This window comes from Yoonia sp. (genome assembly GCF_046292185.1).
Lineage (GTDB): Bacteria > Pseudomonadota > Alphaproteobacteria > Rhodobacterales > Rhodobacteraceae > Yoonia.
In genome coordinates this window covers 1-14,868 of record NZ_JBKBQY010000084.1, presented here as the reverse complement: position 1 = coordinate 14,868, position 14,868 = coordinate 1, and the positions used below count along the sequence as shown (strand labels likewise).

13 protein-coding genes and 2 pseudogenes are annotated in these 14,868 nt (G+C 58.4%); 10 read left to right on the top strand and 5 right to left on the bottom strand.

What is annotated here, in order from left to right:
* Positions 1-7: 7 nt before the first annotated feature.
* Complete coding sequence (locus ACK4TM_RS13845; RefSeq protein WP_409702249.1) at positions 8-1,450, bottom strand: IS4 family transposase; 1,443 nt, start codon at positions 1,448-1,450, stop codon at positions 8-10.
* Between the two features lie 132 nt (positions 1,451-1,582).
* A pseudogene (tnpC, locus tag ACK4TM_RS13840) lies at positions 1,583-2,686 on the bottom strand (IS66 family transposase); the annotation flags it as partial.
* Positions 2,687-3,001: 315 nt separating this feature from the next.
* Here tnpC and ACK4TM_RS13835 point away from each other — a divergent pair.
* The gene (locus tag ACK4TM_RS13835; RefSeq protein ID WP_409702247.1) at positions 3,002-4,075 is read left to right on the top strand and encodes a hypothetical protein; all 1,074 of its coding nucleotides are present in this window, start codon (positions 3,002-3,004) and stop codon (positions 4,073-4,075) included.
* An 80-nt stretch (positions 4,076-4,155) separates the two neighbouring features.
* On the top strand, positions 4,156-5,097 hold the full coding sequence (locus ACK4TM_RS13830; protein WP_409702245.1) for an alpha/beta fold hydrolase: 942 nt from the start codon (positions 4,156-4,158) through the stop codon (positions 5,095-5,097).
* On the opposite strand, the gene ACK4TM_RS13825 is transcribed toward ACK4TM_RS13830, so the two are convergent.
* The gene (locus ACK4TM_RS13825) at positions 5,064-5,642 is read right to left on the bottom strand and encodes a DedA family protein (RefSeq protein ID WP_409702243.1); all 579 of its coding nucleotides are present in this window, start codon (positions 5,640-5,642) and stop codon (positions 5,064-5,066) included. The genes ACK4TM_RS13830 and ACK4TM_RS13825 overlap by 34 nt on opposite strands.
* A gap of 214 nt (positions 5,643-5,856) precedes the next feature.
* Here ACK4TM_RS13825 and ACK4TM_RS13820 point away from each other — a divergent pair, with 214 nt between their 5' ends.
* From ACK4TM_RS13820 to ACK4TM_RS13790, 7 genes are all read left to right on the top strand, one after another.
* Positions 5,857-6,717 (top strand): undecaprenyl-diphosphate phosphatase, encoded by an 861-nt coding sequence (locus tag ACK4TM_RS13820; RefSeq protein WP_409702241.1) that lies wholly within the window; start codon positions 5,857-5,859, stop codon positions 6,715-6,717.
* A gap of 143 nt (positions 6,718-6,860) precedes the next feature.
* Positions 6,861-8,207 (top strand): magnesium transporter, encoded by a 1,347-nt coding sequence (gene mgtE / locus ACK4TM_RS13815; RefSeq protein WP_409702239.1) that lies wholly within the window; start codon positions 6,861-6,863, stop codon positions 8,205-8,207.
* Between the two features lie 142 nt (positions 8,208-8,349).
* Positions 8,350-8,757: a winged helix-turn-helix domain-containing protein gene (locus ACK4TM_RS13810; protein WP_409702237.1), complete on the top strand. Its 408-nt coding sequence runs from the start codon at positions 8,350-8,352 to the stop codon at positions 8,755-8,757.
* 65 nt (positions 8,758-8,822) lie between these two features.
* On the top strand, positions 8,823-9,611 hold the full coding sequence (gene modA, locus ACK4TM_RS13805) for a molybdate ABC transporter substrate-binding protein (protein ID WP_409702235.1): 789 nt from the start codon (positions 8,823-8,825) through the stop codon (positions 9,609-9,611).
* A gap of 3 nt (positions 9,612-9,614) precedes the next feature.
* Entirely contained in the window at positions 9,615-10,283 is a 669-nt protein-coding gene (modB, locus tag ACK4TM_RS13800) for a molybdate ABC transporter permease subunit (protein WP_409702233.1), read from the top strand.
* Positions 10,283-11,371, top strand: coding sequence for a molybdenum ABC transporter ATP-binding protein (modC, locus tag ACK4TM_RS13795; RefSeq protein ID WP_409702231.1), 1,089 nt, complete (start codon positions 10,283-10,285; stop codon positions 11,369-11,371). The genes modB and modC overlap by 1 nt, the downstream gene beginning before the upstream one ends.
* Complete coding sequence (locus ACK4TM_RS13790; RefSeq protein WP_409702229.1) at positions 11,368-12,183, top strand: TSUP family transporter; 816 nt, start codon at positions 11,368-11,370, stop codon at positions 12,181-12,183. Before modC ends, ACK4TM_RS13790 begins: the two co-directional genes overlap by 4 nt.
* Here ACK4TM_RS13790 and ACK4TM_RS13785 read toward each other — a convergent pair.
* On the bottom strand, positions 12,180-13,433 hold the full coding sequence (locus tag ACK4TM_RS13785) for an MFS transporter (RefSeq protein WP_409702227.1): 1,254 nt from the start codon (positions 13,431-13,433) through the stop codon (positions 12,180-12,182). The two genes, ACK4TM_RS13790 and ACK4TM_RS13785, sit on opposite strands and share 4 nt — an antisense overlap.
* An 87-nt stretch (positions 13,434-13,520) precedes the next feature.
* Between ACK4TM_RS13785 and ACK4TM_RS13780 the strand changes: the two genes are divergently transcribed.
* A complete protein-coding gene (locus ACK4TM_RS13780; RefSeq protein WP_409702225.1) occupies positions 13,521-14,489 on the top strand; it encodes an arsenic resistance protein in 969 nt (322 codons plus the stop codon).
* A 103-nt stretch (positions 14,490-14,592) separates the two neighbouring features.
* Here ACK4TM_RS13780 and ACK4TM_RS13775 read toward each other — a convergent pair.
* Positions 14,593-14,739, bottom strand: a pseudogene (locus tag ACK4TM_RS13775) (IS3 family transposase); the annotation flags it as partial.
* Between the last annotated feature and the right edge of the window lie 129 nt (positions 14,740-14,868).

Sequence of the window (14,868 nt, the reverse complement as noted above, 5' to 3'; positions counted from 1 at the left end):
CTTGCGATTACCCACAAGTGGAACCTTGTCCAATCTCTGCTCCGAGCTGGATATCTGCGAGGCGGCGCATCCCCCTCCATATAACGGTGTTGCCTGGAGGCGGATCAGACATTCTGGCGAGATAACCGCCGAGGCGCGCGAGTTTTGTGAGATAGAACAGAAGCGTGCCTGGTCTCGCCCCTCGATTGCCACCATCTCCGACGAGCCTGTCGAGAATGACGATCTCTGATGGGGTCAGGGCCGTTTCGGGATCTGCGTCTGGACTGGCACGTGCCATCATGCTCGTCCACAGCACGCGCCAACTGACGATGCAAAAAACGGCCATGAGGTTGGCAAGGCGATCGGCAGTGCGCAGCTTGGCATCTTCGGCACGGCAGCCCGATTTGAGGATCTTGTGGAATACTTCGATCTTCCAGCGCATCGCATACCAGCTAATCTTTTCGATTGCCTCCTCGCGAGATGTCACCTCCAAGTCGGTGACTAACTTCCACAAAATTGGCTTGCGGCCTGGAGGTGGAGCAAGTTCACTCGCGTGGATGATGGTGAGATCAAGCGACGGGTAGCGCTTTTGCTTGCCAATGGGCGGACGAACATGGATCCGCTTGAAACGGATGTCGAGGGTGATCCGCTCAATGGCATCGTCCTCGCCGCGTAGCTCAATCACATGCGTGCCCGCGCTCTCGGCTGTGGCCATTTCGCTTTTCACCGTATGACCGCCATCGCCGGCAAGTCGGTCGACCACGGTGCGCACAACAAAATGGGTGCCAATATCCTGTGCCAGACAATAGAGTTCATAGATGTCACTCTCCCTGTCGCCGACATGCACACAGCGTTCTGGCTGTCCGAGCAAGGCGAGCGACTGGCGCAAGTTGTCCAGCCATCGGATGCTCTCCTTCGCCTCGATTGGAACTCTGGTAGGGTTGATTTTACGTTTGAGCTGAGCTGTTCCCTTGAACTTGTCGCGGTTCCAGAACTTGACGGCGGCAAGCCCGAGGGGCAGCCCGTCTGTGGTGACGGCCAAGCTGGAATGCATTAATATGCCACACACTGCGTGATGGCGAAGCCGCCCTTTGCTGTCGCGACCGCTATTGACGCTCTTGGTGAAACCCACGTCATGTGGGTTGCGGCGCTGATAGGTGAACTCAGTTGTGTCCTGCAGGAGCAGGACCGTGCCTTCGCTCGCCAAGTAACGGGTTCTCGTCGCATCGAAATGACCACTCAGTATATCACCCTCTTCGACCCGAGGATTTGAGAAGAACCGGTAGGCCGCTTTCGTGCTGGCCCAGTCTTGGCACGCGAGCGGGATGGTCCCGCCCATCCGATCGCTCAGACACCGGAGAAGTTCTGCGAACCGGTAACCGAGACGAGCATCCTTGAAGGCACCCACATTCACCTCTCGCTCCGACCAATGGCCGCTGTCAGGCATAAAATTCTCGGATCCGGCAGACATTGCGCACCTCATCAAGAAATTCGGGTGCTCTGAGAAGAATCATAAGTGATTCTTTCGAATCAAGTTTTTTCTGTCGGAAACATCAAATTGATTCAGCTACTTGTGGGTAATCGCAAGCTTCGCCGGATGCTTACCGCGCAGGGCGCGTTCAGCGGCATTATTTGTCAGGCAGATGCGCCCGTCATCGAGGAATGCCGTGAACGCTTGCCAACGGCCATCTTTCTCGAACATGTAGTTGATCGCCTTGGCCACCTTGTTGTGCTTGGACATTTTAGCGCGCTCTTCCTGTAGCCAGTCGTGCAGGTTGTTGACCAAAGGCCCAGACAGGTCCTGCCGGATGGCAAAGCGGGCATTGGCATCCAGCCCGTTGATTTCGCGCTCGACGTCGAAGATGGCGTCGATCCGTTTCACCGCCTCCAAGGCGACAGGCGAGATCAGATGGGCGGGTTTGCCGTTGCGGACGTTGCCCGCGATGTCTGCCAGTTCGAAGAACTTCCTGCGCGCATGCGCCCAGCACAGCGCACTGGTCACGGCACCCGCTTCACGATCGGCGCGATAGAGGTCGTTGTATCCGCCATAGGCGTCCGCTTGCAGCACGCCTTGCCATCCTGCGAGATGCTGGTTGGGGTTGGTGGCCGAACGATCGCGAGAGAAGCGGAAGAAGGCCGCCGGTGGTGCGCCGCCATTCCAAGGCCGATCATCACGCACATAAGTCCACAGCCGTGCCTTCTTTGCGCCACCACGCGCCAGAAGCGGCACGGTTGTGTCGTCGCCATGCAGCCGGTGAGCGGCACGCGCATGGGTCTCGATCAGCGCATGGATTGGCTGCAAAGCGACAGTCGCGTGGCCGACCAGGTCGGCCAGGGTGGACAGGCTCAGATCAACACCTTCACGGGCGCAGCGTTCGGCCTGCCGGTTCAAAGGTTGGTGCTGCCCATATTTCTCAAAGACGAGCATGGCGATCAGGCTGGGCCCGGCCCATCCACGCGGGATCGCATGGAACGGGGCCGGCGGTTGGCTGATCTTTTCACAGGCCCGGCAGGTGAACTTCTCGCGCACGGTCTGGATCACCTTCCACTGACGGGGGATCACCTCCAGGGTCTCGGTGACATCTTCGCCCATCTTCACGATCCGGTCGGAGCCACAGCAGGTGCAGACGGCTGGTGCCTCGACAACAACCCGCTCGCGCGGCAGGTGATCGGGGAACGGCTTGCGCACCGGGTGGCGACGCGTGAATAGCAAAGTCAGCTGAACTTTATGCTACGAACCTTGAGAAATTATTTTTTGGCCGCAGGTCATGGCGCCGTTGGCCGCATGTTCTTATTCTGCAAGCGGCCGCTCAGACGAACCACAGCAAGATCACGTTTGTGATGCTGCATGATCGGATGTCTGCGGTATAGGGTCGATGGGCGGTAGATACCTCCCAACCGTTTCCTGCATCTTGTGCTACAAGACGCGCTATGACACCTACAGCGGCACAATAAAAAGCGACCCGAACATTTGACTTATTCCCGCGAACCGCGACCAAACACCGCCCCGGCACCAGAGCCCATGCCAATGCGTCCCGCGCCGGGGCTGGTCTATCCACAGTTCAAAAGGCGCGTTCCTGAACGTGTATTTTACTTCCTGCCCGCCTTGATGTGGCTTTTATTTTCCTTGCGACACGGCAGCCTGACCTTGCCTAGTGCGGCCAATCCCGCGCTGGACGCTGGAGGTCTTTGGGGGGAAAGCAAATCGCAGGGCTTGTCGCTTTTCGGCGCGACAGGTCAGCGATTTTTGCCACCCTATGCCATGGTCGATTGTGTTCCCGGCATCGACAGGGTGCAAACCGCCCTTGGTCAGATGAAAACCGCAGGCTTGGACTTTCCGGTCGTCGGCAAGCCTGACCGTGGCTATCAGGGATGGGGCGTTCGGTTGCTGCGGTCACCAGATGATCTGGCGGATTATCTTTCACTGCAACCCGACAATGCATCTGTGATGCTGCAAGCGTTGATCGACATGCAGGGCGAGGTTGGCGTGTTTTATATTCGCCAGCCCGGTGCCGCGGCGGGCCGCATCGTGTCTATGGCCTTTGTCTATCCGCCACATGTGATCGGCGATGGACAGCACAGCGTTGCGGAACTGGTCGCGCGCGATCCAATCCTGCAAGCCAATGCCACGATTTACCGCGAACGCCAGCCGGACGCGTGGGATATGGTTCTGGACAAAGATGGCTTTCACGTTTTGACCAACGCCCGCAGTGCGCGGCTTGGTGCGGTCTACCGCGACGGCCTCCCAGAGGTGACGCAGGCCTTGCAAAAGGTCATCGACAAAATATCTCAAGAAATTCCCGACTTTCACTTTGGACGCTTTGATATCCGGTTCCGCAGCCTTGCCGAGCTTCAGCAGGGGCGAGGTTTCCAGATTGTTGAACTGAACGGCGCGGGCGCGGAAATGCTGCATATCTGGGCCGGGTCAGGCACATTGCTGGGCGCTTGGCGGTGCCTGTGGCAGCAATATAAGACATTGTTTTCCATCGGGGCAAAGATGCGGCGCAAGGGCCATCGCCCGGTCGGGCTTGCTGGGATGATCAAGCTGCAGCGCCAACAGGAACGGTTGCGAAAGGGCTACCCGCCAAGTTCTTAGCGATCTGACGAAAGTTTACTTGCACAGGTGTCAGCGCCACGCGCATCCTGAGATGTCGACTATTTGATAAGTGATACAATATGAGCCTGGATCTGCCCTATTGCCCGCCCCCCGGCGCCCTCATCGAGATTGCCGCCGAGGAACAGTCGCTGGCAGAGGAAATCTCTGCAGTCATTCTTGAACCCTTCCAGCCGCTGCGAGAACAATTCATGGCCATTACCGGAGTAGGCCTTGATATCAACGCCGATGATGTTGACCAGTCCCTGCGCCGCCTGCACGTCACACCGGCAGGCGCGGCACAAGCCCAACCGCTGTCCCTTCTCGCCGCCGGTCACCCGGACGGGGCGCGTGTGATCTTTATTCACGGCAGTCCCGGTCTGGGCGAAGAATGGTTGCCCTTAATGACCGCCGTGCCGGACGGGCAGCTTTATCTGGCCCCGGATCGCCCCGGTTTTGGTGACAGCGGCGATATAGCCGTAACAGACCTGCAAGCGCAGGCTGACGCGCTGGTGCCGCTATTGGGCAGACAACCGGAAACGCCGGTTGTTCTGGTGGGCTATTCTTACGGCGGGCCGGTCGCGCTGCGGCTTGCGGCAGACCATCCTGACCGTGTTGGCGGGCTGTTGTTGATCGGGGCGGCGGTTGATCCGGGGCTGGAGGAAATTCATCCCTTACAAGAAATCGCGGCGCTGACGTTCTTCGAACGGCTTTTGCCATCCGAACTCGCGAATTCCAATGCAGAACTTTTACGGCTTCGCGACGGTCTGGACGTGCTGGCAGGTGATCTGACTGATCTGCACCTTCCGGTGATCATGGTGCAAGGCACTGCCGACAACTTGGTCCCCGCATCAAACGTGGACTACCTGCGTGCCCAGATGGCCGCCACCCCTGCGGCGATCATGATCGAAGGCGCAGATCATTTCCTACCGTGGAGCCATCCTGATCTGTTGGCGAAGGCCTTGGACTGCCTGCTGGATGATGCCCGTGATTATACGTCCGGTGGCGTGTCCTCTACAAGATAGCGTTTTGCAAAGGTCCTGCCGCCCCAAAGCATGGCGAACAACAGCACAGCGCCCAAAAGCCAGGCCCAGCCGCCAAGCCAATCGATCAGAACCGAGGACAGACTGAAGGCACCGTAAAACAGCGCCAAAACATAGATGAGCGCAATGGCTGCGTTCACCAAAGCAAAACGGATGAAACCGACGCTAAGAAATCCACTGGCCACGAAGATTGGGAACAGCAACCATGGAATGATCCGCGCGATCAGCCCTGCAACAAGCGTGTTGCGTTGTAACAGGCTGCGCCCCAGATCAATGCACGCCGGTGACACCCAGCGCGCAATACGCGCACTGCGCACAGCGAGCGCGCCAAGCCCGTAAAGGCACCAGTCGCTCACGATTATACCGCTGGCAATCGCTGCCAAGGCCAAACTTGCGGGCAATTCCCCTGATGCAGCAAGGCCCGCCGCAATGAGGATCGCAGCCTCTTCCAAAACGAATGTTCCGAGGAACAAAAGCACGACAAGCACCAGCGGATTCCCTATATTTTCAGCGATCAGAGTTTCCACGGTTCTCACTAATTTGGACTGCGATCAGTCTGGGATTGCCAGCCACGCACGCGACCAACCGATATTTCACCCCCCTATAATCCTACAGTCAGATAAACGCCAACAATCTGCCGATGAACCGAAAGCTTGTTTCACGCGAGGTCTCTTTTGGTTATGGCCCGAGTCGGACGAAAAGATGCCGATCGAACGCATATCAAAGCAGAAAAGGCAGTTTATGACATATCTTGAGGCAATCATCCTGGGGCTCGTGCAGGGCATTTTTATGTTTGTGCCGGTCAGTTCCACCGCACATCTGGTGCTGACACAGCATCTGATGATCGCGGGCGGTTCGCAGATGCCTTCACCCGAAAGCCCCGCGATGATCTTGTTTGATCTTGTTGTGCATGTCGGCACGCTGATTTCGATTGCGGTTGTATTCTGGAAAAGCCTCTCAGCGCTCTTGCACCGCACTGTCACAGAGACGACGCGTCAGTTCCGCACGCCTGGACAGGGGGTGGGGCCGTTTTCGAGATTATTTCTTATGGGGATGCTCACCGTGCTGGTGACAGGCGTGCTGGGGCTGCTGTTCAAAAGCACGTTAGAGTTGGTGTTTTCCGCCCCGCAGGTTCTGGTTGTGACCTTGTCGCTGACGGCGGTGCTGCTTTTTCTAACGGACCGGCTGCCAAAACGCCCGCTTGGGGTGAAAAGCATCGGACCACGTATAGCGATTATCATCGGGGTGGCGCAGGCGCTGGCACTGATTCCGGGTATCAGCCGCAGCGGGATCACGATCATCGCCGGGCTTTATTCCGGGCTAAAACGGCGTTGGGCGGCAGAATACAGCTTCCTTGTTGCGATCCCCACCATTCTGGCCGCAAGCCTGATGCAAAGCGTCGAGGTCATGCGCGGCGCAGGGCTTGAGGGGGTCGGTGTCGGGCCAATGCTGGTCGGGTTTGTCGTCGCCGCTGTCTCCGGCACATTTGCCCTGAAGCTTGTGCTGTCCCTGCTTTATAAAGCACAGCTGAAAGTGTTTTCGATTTATCTGATCGCCCTTGCCGCCGTCATCGGGTTCGGTTTGCTCGATGGCATAATCTGATCTTGTCAGGGACAATATAGGATATCGCACAGGAAACGGGTCTTTGGCTTGAAGCTGTTTCTTAAAATTTGGTAGGGTCGTGCGACGTTTTTTAGCCACATCGGATGTCACAGGCATCAATCGGCGCTGTAAGGAGACAGAAGATGAGCTATGACCAGCTGGGCCTTGCCCTGAAAGAGCGCGAAGCAGCACCTCACCCCGAAGAACTGCGTGAATTCATCGCTCAGGAACACCCGGCTGATTTAGCCAACTACGTCGGCGTCTGGCCGCCACAGGATGCTTGGCGGGTGATGGACCTGTTGCCGCTGCCACGGCAGGCTGAGGTTTTCGGATATCTTTCAAGCGAGTTTCAGGTGGATATGGCGGATGCAGTCGCGCGCGACAGGTTGGCGCGCCTCATCACTGAAATGAATGCAGACGAACGCGCCGACCTTTATAATGAACTTTCGGAAGAACAACGCACAGCACTCCTTCCGGCACTCACACAAGCCGAGCGCGAAGATATCCGTCGTCTGGCCAGCTATCCGCACGATAGCGCTGGCGCGATCATGACCTCGGACTACGCAGTTTTGACTGGGGAGCTTTCTGCAAGCGAAGCCCTGCAAAAACTGCGTGAAGAGGCGCTGGATCAGGAAACGATCTACCGGACCTATGTCATTGACAGCGACCGTAAGCTGCTTGGGTCGGTGCGCCTGCAGGATCTGTTTCTTGCGCCTGCAAAAGCCAAGATCAGCGACGTGATGCAGCGCAACACCCACGCCGTCACCGTCACGGACGACAAAGAAGAAGTGGCGCAGCGCGTGGCGCGTTATGACCTACTTGCCTTGCCGGTGGTGGATTCAGACGGACGCCTTGTGGGGATCGTCACCCACGATGACGCCATGGACGTCATGCAGGACGAAGCAACAGAAGACTTTCACCGCGTCGGCGCATCGAAAATGGTGCGCAACATGCGCGATGCGAGCGTTTTCATGCTCTATCGCGCCCGGATCGTGTGGCTGCTGCTGCTTGTTTTCGGCAATATCTTCTCAGGCGCGGGCATTGCCTATTTCGAGGATACGATCACAGCCTATGTCGCACTCGTGTTCTTCCTGCCACTCCTGATCGACAGCGGCGGCAATGCCGGGTCGCAATCTGCAACCTTGATGATCCGCTCGCTCGCAACAGGCGAAGTGCAGATGAAAGACTGGAGCTGGATGATCGGGCGCGAAGTGATGGTTGCAGCCCTGATGGGCATCAGCATGGCCGCTGCAGTTTCTGTGATAGGCATATTCAGGGCGGGACCAGAAATCGCCATTGTCGTTGCTACGTCGATGGTGCTGATTGTGATTGTCGGCAGTGTGATAGGGATGTTGTTACCCTTCGTTCTGACCAAGCTCAATCTGGACCCCGCAACCGCCAGCGCGCCGCTGGTGACCTCAATCGCAGATGCCTCAGGTGTGCTGATCTATTTTGCCATCGCAACTGCGTTTTTGTTCCCAACAATTTGATGGGCTTTGGGGCCAGATAAAAAACAAAGACGGTCCGGCATGTTTGTTTCAACAAGCAATTAACTCTGCCATTCTGTAACAGGTGACGTGGTTTCAGTTCAGAACTCACGCGTCACCTTGGTAGAGAGATACTGAACGCCCCTTGCATTATCTAATTGGGGCATCGAAAAGTGGCGATATGAATAAAAATACCAAACGCCCCCGCCTACGTATTCGTATCATTTTTGGCGATGCGGAAATGATCGGACCCGGAAAAGCTGAACTGCTTGAACGTATTGACCGCTGCGGCTCTCTTGCTGCGGCTGGTCGCGAAATGGGGATGAGCTATAAACGCGCGTGGCAATTGGTCGGGACGTTGAACGCGATGTTCAAAGATCCGCTGGTCGATAGCACACGTGGCGGGCCGGGCGGTGGTGGTGCGGTCCTGACCGATGCAGGCAGAGCGGTGCTGAGTCTGTATCGTGACTTCGAAGCAGATGCAGCCAAGGCAGGCACGAAGCGACTGAATGCGATGAAGGCAATGCTGAGGGATATTCCCGACGAAAAATAACGGTTGACCCAAGATCATCCATCCGGCGATATGTTCTCCAAACAACATCACCTCGGAGGTATGAAATGCGCGACTCGCTTGCCCGCCGGTTGGTCCTGGCTGCATTGCTTGCCTGTGGTTTGACGGCGTCACCTGTGGCGGCACAGGATGACGCGCCTGTCGTCGCCGCTGCCGCTGACCTGCAATTCGCGGTCGAGGAAATTGCCGCCGCGTTTGAAGCCGAAACCGGTATGCGTGTGCGCCTGTCGCTGGGATCGACGGGCAATTTCGCCCGCCAGATCCGCGAAGGCGCGCCGTTTGAAATCTTCATGGCCGCAGATGAAAAATTCATCGCCGATCTATATGCTGAAGGGCTGACAAAAGATGAAGGCGATCTTTACGCCGTCGGGCGGATCGTGGTGATGGTGCCGCATAGGTCCACCCTGACCCCCGATCCAGAGCTGAACAATCTGGCCGAAATGCTGGACGCAGGCCAGATCGCACGATTTGCCATCGCAAACCCCGATCACGCCCCCTACGGCATGCGCGCGCGCGAGGCGCTGATTACCAAAGGCATCTGGGATGATCTGCAACCTTTCATGGTTCTGGGCGAAAATGTCAGCCAAGCCGCGCAATTTGCGCTGTCTGGCAACGCAGAGGGCGGCATCATCGCCTATTCGCTGGCACTTGCGCCGCAAGTTGCACCGCAGGGAACCTATGAACTGATCCCCGAAGACTGGCATGAACCGCTGCGCCAGCGCATGGTGTTGTTGAACAATGCAGGCGCGGTGGCCGAGGTATTCTATGCCTACATGATGCAACCCAGTGCGCGTGAGATCATGGACCGCTACGGTTTCGAGTTGCCCGAGAAATAGGGTTTGGACTGGACCGCACTTTGGCTATCCCTGCGACTGGCAGGCTGGACTGTGGCAATCCTGCTGCCGGTCTCTGTCTTTATGTGCCGGTTTCTGGCCTACCGGAATTTCCACGGCAAAGGTATGGTCGAAGCCTTGGTGATGTTGCCTTTGGTGCTGCCACCGACGGTCTTTGGCTTTTACATGCTGGTCGCTTTCGGACGTAATGCGCCCGTGGGCGATCTGTGGCAAAGTCTGTTTGGTCACCAGTTGGTCTTCACCTTCGAAGGGCTGGTGGTGGCCAGTGTCATCTTCAATTTGCCTTTCGCGATACAGCCCGCGCAACGCGGGTTCGAGGCGATCGCGGTCGAGGTGCGCGAAGCTGCCCGCTGCTGCGGAATGTCATCGCTGCGCAGTCTGTGGAAGGTCGAATTACCACTGGCCTGGCCGGGACTGATGACAGCGATGGTGCTGACCTTCGCGCATACTTTGGGTGAATTTGGTATCGTGCTGATGGTCGGCGGGTCGATTCCGGGTGAGACCAAGACGATTGCGATATCCATCTACGACCGCGTGCAAGGGTTTGATGACCGTGGTGCGGCGATCATGTCAGCGACCTTGGTGGCAATCAGCCTGTTCACCATCGCGGTAACGTTCTGGCTGTCGGCCCGTGTCGGGCGAAGGTTGTCCTGATGTCGCTTGAAGGCATGGCAAAGGCGCAGACCCCCATTCCACTTGATGTCGCATTCCGGGTTGCGCCGGGTGAATTGCTGGCGCTGGTCGGGCATTCAGGGTCCGGCAAAACCACGCTGTTGCGCAGGATTGCCGGGTTATGGCGGCCAGATATCGCACGGGTGGCGGTGGGTGGGACAACATGGCTCGACACCGCTGCAGGGATCAACCTGCCTACACATCGTCGCCGCCTTGGCATCGTATTTCAGAATTATGCGCTGTTTCCCCATATGACAGCCGCCCAAAATGTGATGGCCGCGATGGATGTTGCCGATCCGGCCGAGGCCACGCGCATTCTTGATCTGGTGAACCTTGATGGGTTGGCGGACCGCAAGCCTGCACAATTGTCGGGCGGCCAGCAACAGCGTGTCGCCGTGGCCCGCAAGCCGCAGGCGCTTTTGCTGGATGAACCCTTTTCCGCCGTTGACCGGGCGACGCGGGAAAGGCTTTACGCCGAAATCCTCGCCCTACGCGCGCATCTGGCCATGCCCGTGGTCTTGGTCACGCATGACATGAACGAAGCACAATTGCTGGCCGATAGGATGGTGGTGATCGCCGCGGGCAAGATTGTGCGCGAAGGCACGACCGCGCAGGTGATGTCTGATCCCGATGCCTTGCGCGCCATGGGCATCCGGGAGATCGCCGCAATGTTGCCTGCCGTGATCGTGGCACATGATCCCGACGGTCTCACCCGGCTGAATACCGATGCAGGTCCGCTGTTCCTGCCCGGCGTTGATGGTGCCCCCGGCACAACGATCAGAGTGCGGATCATGGCGCATGAGGTGATCCTGTCACGCGCCCGGCCCGAGGGGCTGTCCGCGCAGAACATCCTTGCCGGAACCGTCACCCGGATTGTCGAGGGACAAGGCCCTGCGATGATGGTCCATATCGCAATTGGCGACCATGAAATCCTTGCAAGGATCACCCGCCGCGCGGCTGGACAGATGGCGCTGCAACCGGGCGAGACCGTCCATGCGATCCTCAAATCAATGTCAGTCGCACGTGATCATGTCGGCCGCACAGCAGAAAGAGTGGAGATGCCCCAATGACCCGACCGTCACGCCCTGCACTTTCCTTTGGGATCGGCACAGCCGTCGGCACAGCCGGGGGGCTCATCGGCCTTGGCGGGGCAGAATTCCGACTGCCTGCGCTTGTCGGTGTCTTGCGCTTCTCGGCAAAGGAAGCAGTGGCTGTGAACCTTGTCGCCAGTTTCATCGTGCTCGCTGCCGCTTTTCCGTTTCGTGCAGCCGCCGTGCCAATGGCCGAGATCGTACCACACCTGCCCGCCGTGCTGGGTATGCTGGCCGGGGCGATGTCTGCGGCTTGGGTGGGCGCTGGCTGGTTGCGCAAGACATCCGACAAACTGCTGGGCCGGCTGATCCTGATCCTGCTTGTCGTTTTGGGACTGGTTTTGATTGCCGAAGGGGTTTTCGTGGTCGACCCATACCGTCTGGTGGGCGAAGGGCTGGTCCCGACCGTGCTTGTCGCGGCAGCCTGCGGCGTATTGATCGGCCTTGTCTCATCACTCCTTGGTGTGGCGGGCGGCGAATTGATCATCCCGGTCTTTGTCCTGTTGTTCGGCGTAGATGTGAAACTGGCAGGGTCGATGTCGATGTTGGTGGGCATGCCGACGATCGCCGTTGGCCTTTTGCGCCATTTCGGGACCGGGTCGGTGCTGCGTGAAAGGCCTGTCTGGCGTGCCACGATCCTGCCGATGGGGGCGGGATCTGTGCTTGGCGCAATCATGGGCGCATTGGCACTGGGGCAGATACCCTCGCAAGCTCTCAAGATCGGGTTAGGGGTCATCCTGATCTGGTCGGCATGGGGCGTGTTCCGCCACCTGCCGCCTGATAGTCCCTAACGCAACCGCAGCAGCGCCAGCGTGCCGACCGCCATCAGGACCGCCGCAAACCCAAAGGCCGCGACGGGCGATACAACTGTCCACAAGATGCCAACGGCAGAGCTGGAAACCAATTTACCCGCACCGTTGACTGTGCCAAGCGCGCCATAGCTGGTGGCAAGCGTGTCCTGTGCCACCATTCCTGCGGTAACGGTGGATTCCAGCGCCTCTTGCACAGCGACGTAAAGCCCAGCGACGAAGAAGGTCAGCCCGAGGAACCACAGGCTTTGCGTGTCAATGACAAAGGCCGCAGCCATCAGCGCGGCGGTTGCCACACCCAGACTATAGCCGACAACTAGCACCCGTTGTGGTCCCAGCCGGTCAGCCAGCACACCAACCGGATAAGACGTCACGACCTGCACGATATTGCGCCAGACATACAGCAAACCCGCCAACTGAGCCGCCTGAACGACTCCCATCGACGGTGTCAGCAATGTGGTCGCCGCAAGGATCAGCAGGCTGTGCGAGAAATCACCTGCCGCGAAAATGCCCACTGCACCAAGGTAGCGTTTGAACCGTGCAGGCAGACCCCTGAGGGTGGAAAACAGCTTTAGCGCCGGATTGGGCGAATGTTCCGGGTCATGCACGAGCGTCAGGAACGCCACTACCGCCAGCAGGCCCGGGATCAGCGTCAGCCAGAACACCATGCGAAACGCGGCGTCGGGATCGTCCCAGCCGAACCCCTGCGCCCAGCCCAACAGGGCAATGCCCAGCAGCGGGCCAAAGATCGCGCCGACCGTGTCCATCGCGCGGTGAAAGCCAAAGGCGCGTCCGCGTGTTTCCGGCGTGATCGCCTGCACGATGATCGCATCGCGCAACGGCCCGCGCAGCCCCTTGCCAAACCACGACACCATCCGTCCCAGCAGGATCAGCGGCCAGCCAAGGCTGATCGCCAGCAGCGCCTGTCCCACCGGCGTCAGGCCATAGCCGATCAGCACCAGCGCCTTGCGGTGCCCGAATTTGTCGGCAAAATAGCCGGAAAACATCTTGGTGAAACTCGCCACCGCATCGGCAACCCCTTCGATGATGCCCAGGACCGCAGCCGGCACCCCCAGCACCGCCAGAAACCCCGGCAGGATGACTGTCGTCGTCTCATAACAGAAATCCCCCAAGGCAGAGGTCAGACCGGCACCTGCCACGGTGCGGTTGAACCACCCTTTTGAGGAAAGTGGCGTGTCAATCTGGGCGGGTTGCGGGTCGATGGATTGCATGGCGTTTGGGTCTCTTTGCGACAAAAGGCGGTGGCCCCACCTGACGAAATCGATATACGCCTTTTGTAACACCGCAACAGGAATATCATGACACGCATCACGCTGGAACGCCTGCAGGTCTGGATCTATCTGGTCGCCATCGTGACCGGACTGACGCTTGGCACAGTCATGGGTGACGCGGCAGAGGTGTTCGAGGCCGCACTTTGGCCGCTGCTGGGCCTGCTGCTGTTTGCGACGTTCACGCAGGTGCCCCTTATCCATTTGCGCGAAGCGTTCCGCGACCGGCATTTCATGGGTGTCGCGCTGGCCGGAAACTTTGTGCTGATCCCGCTGGTCGTCTGGGGCCTGATCTGGTTTCTGCCGGATGATCCCGCCATCCGGCTGGGTGTCCTGCTGGTGCTGCTGGTGCCCTGCACGGATTGGTTTATCACGTTCAGCCATTTGGCGGGCGGTGATACCGGCCGTGCAATCGCCATCACGCCAATAAACCTGCTGCTGCAGATCGCGCTGTTGCCTGTCTATCTGTGGCTCTTCATGGGGCAAAGCTTCGTCGAAATTCTAGCCGCCGGACCCATCGTCACGGCCTTTGTCACGCTGATCCTGATCCCGCTTGTCGCAGCATGGGGCTTGGAATGGTGGAGTATGCGCCATCCGACAGGAGCGGTCGTGATTGACCGGCTTGCCTGGGCGCCTGTCCCGCTTCTTGCGATTGTGGTTTTTGTGATTGCCGTGTCGCAGGTCGAAAGCGTGCTATCGGCGATCCCTGTGCTTGGCCCCGTCACGGGTATCTTTGTGGCCTACCTTGCTGCTGCGCTGTTGCTTGGTCTTGCCCTATCGCGGCTTTTCGATCTGCCCGATCGCTCTGCGTGTGTGTTAATTTTTGCCCTTGGCACACGCAATTCTTTTGTCGTGCTGCCGCTCGCACTTGCGTTGTCATCCGAATGGACGGTTGTTGCAGTCGTGATCGTCTTTCAGTCGCTGGTCGAGCTTTTCGGGGTTGTTGCTTATCTAAAGGTCCTGCCGCTGGTCGTGCCGTGGGCACTTGCGCGTCGCTGAGACTGGAATGACCACTTTCGCGCATTCTATTGTCCGTCGTCATATAAAATGGGACATCAGAGCGGCTTGAACATTGGAGGCTCTGGTTCGGTTGTGTGATTGATTATGCTGCTTGTTTTTGATGTTGCAAGCGGCGCTGTCGGATCGTCAGTTTCTTGATCTTCTCCCTTTCTCTCAGAATGGCTTTGTCGCGGCCAAAGTAGACGTCAGCGGGTGTGACGTTGTTCAGGCTCTCGTGGTAGCGCTGGTGTTGATTGTCACTGAAAAGGAGACAACCCTTGCTGACACATCCCACTTGCGACCGCCTGGAGGCGATCGGGCTGACCGGTATGGCACAGGCCCTGCACGAGCAGCGCCGCGCTGGCGCCATGTTTGAAAG

Excerpts from the sequence above, each read along its gene's own strand:
- ACK4TM_RS13780 (WP_409702225.1), top strand. The coding sequence starts at position 13,521 with ATGACACGCATCACGCTGGAACGCCTGCAGGTCTGGATCTATCTGGTC.
- mgtE (WP_409702239.1), top strand. The coding sequence starts at position 6,861 with ATGAGCTATGACCAGCTGGGCCTTGCCCTGAAAGAGCGCGAAGCAGCA.
- ACK4TM_RS13785 (WP_409702227.1), bottom strand. The coding sequence starts at position 13,433 with ATGCAATCCATCGACCCGCAACCCGCCCAGATTGACACGCCACTTTCC.
- modA (WP_409702235.1), top strand. The coding sequence starts at position 8,823 with ATGCGCGACTCGCTTGCCCGCCGGTTGGTCCTGGCTGCATTGCTTGCC.
- ACK4TM_RS13820 (WP_409702241.1), top strand. The coding sequence starts at position 5,857 with ATGACATATCTTGAGGCAATCATCCTGGGGCTCGTGCAGGGCATTTTT.
- ACK4TM_RS13790 (WP_409702229.1), top strand. The coding sequence starts at position 11,368 with ATGACCCGACCGTCACGCCCTGCACTTTCCTTTGGGATCGGCACAGCC.
- ACK4TM_RS13830 (WP_409702245.1), top strand. The coding sequence starts at position 4,156 with ATGAGCCTGGATCTGCCCTATTGCCCGCCCCCCGGCGCCCTCATCGAG.
- modC (WP_409702231.1), top strand. The coding sequence starts at position 10,283 with ATGTCGCTTGAAGGCATGGCAAAGGCGCAGACCCCCATTCCACTTGAT.
- ACK4TM_RS13845 (WP_409702249.1), bottom strand. The coding sequence starts at position 1,450 with ATGTCTGCCGGATCCGAGAATTTTATGCCTGACAGCGGCCATTGGTCG.
- ACK4TM_RS13835 (WP_409702247.1), top strand. The coding sequence starts at position 3,002 with ATGCCAATGCGTCCCGCGCCGGGGCTGGTCTATCCACAGTTCAAAAGG.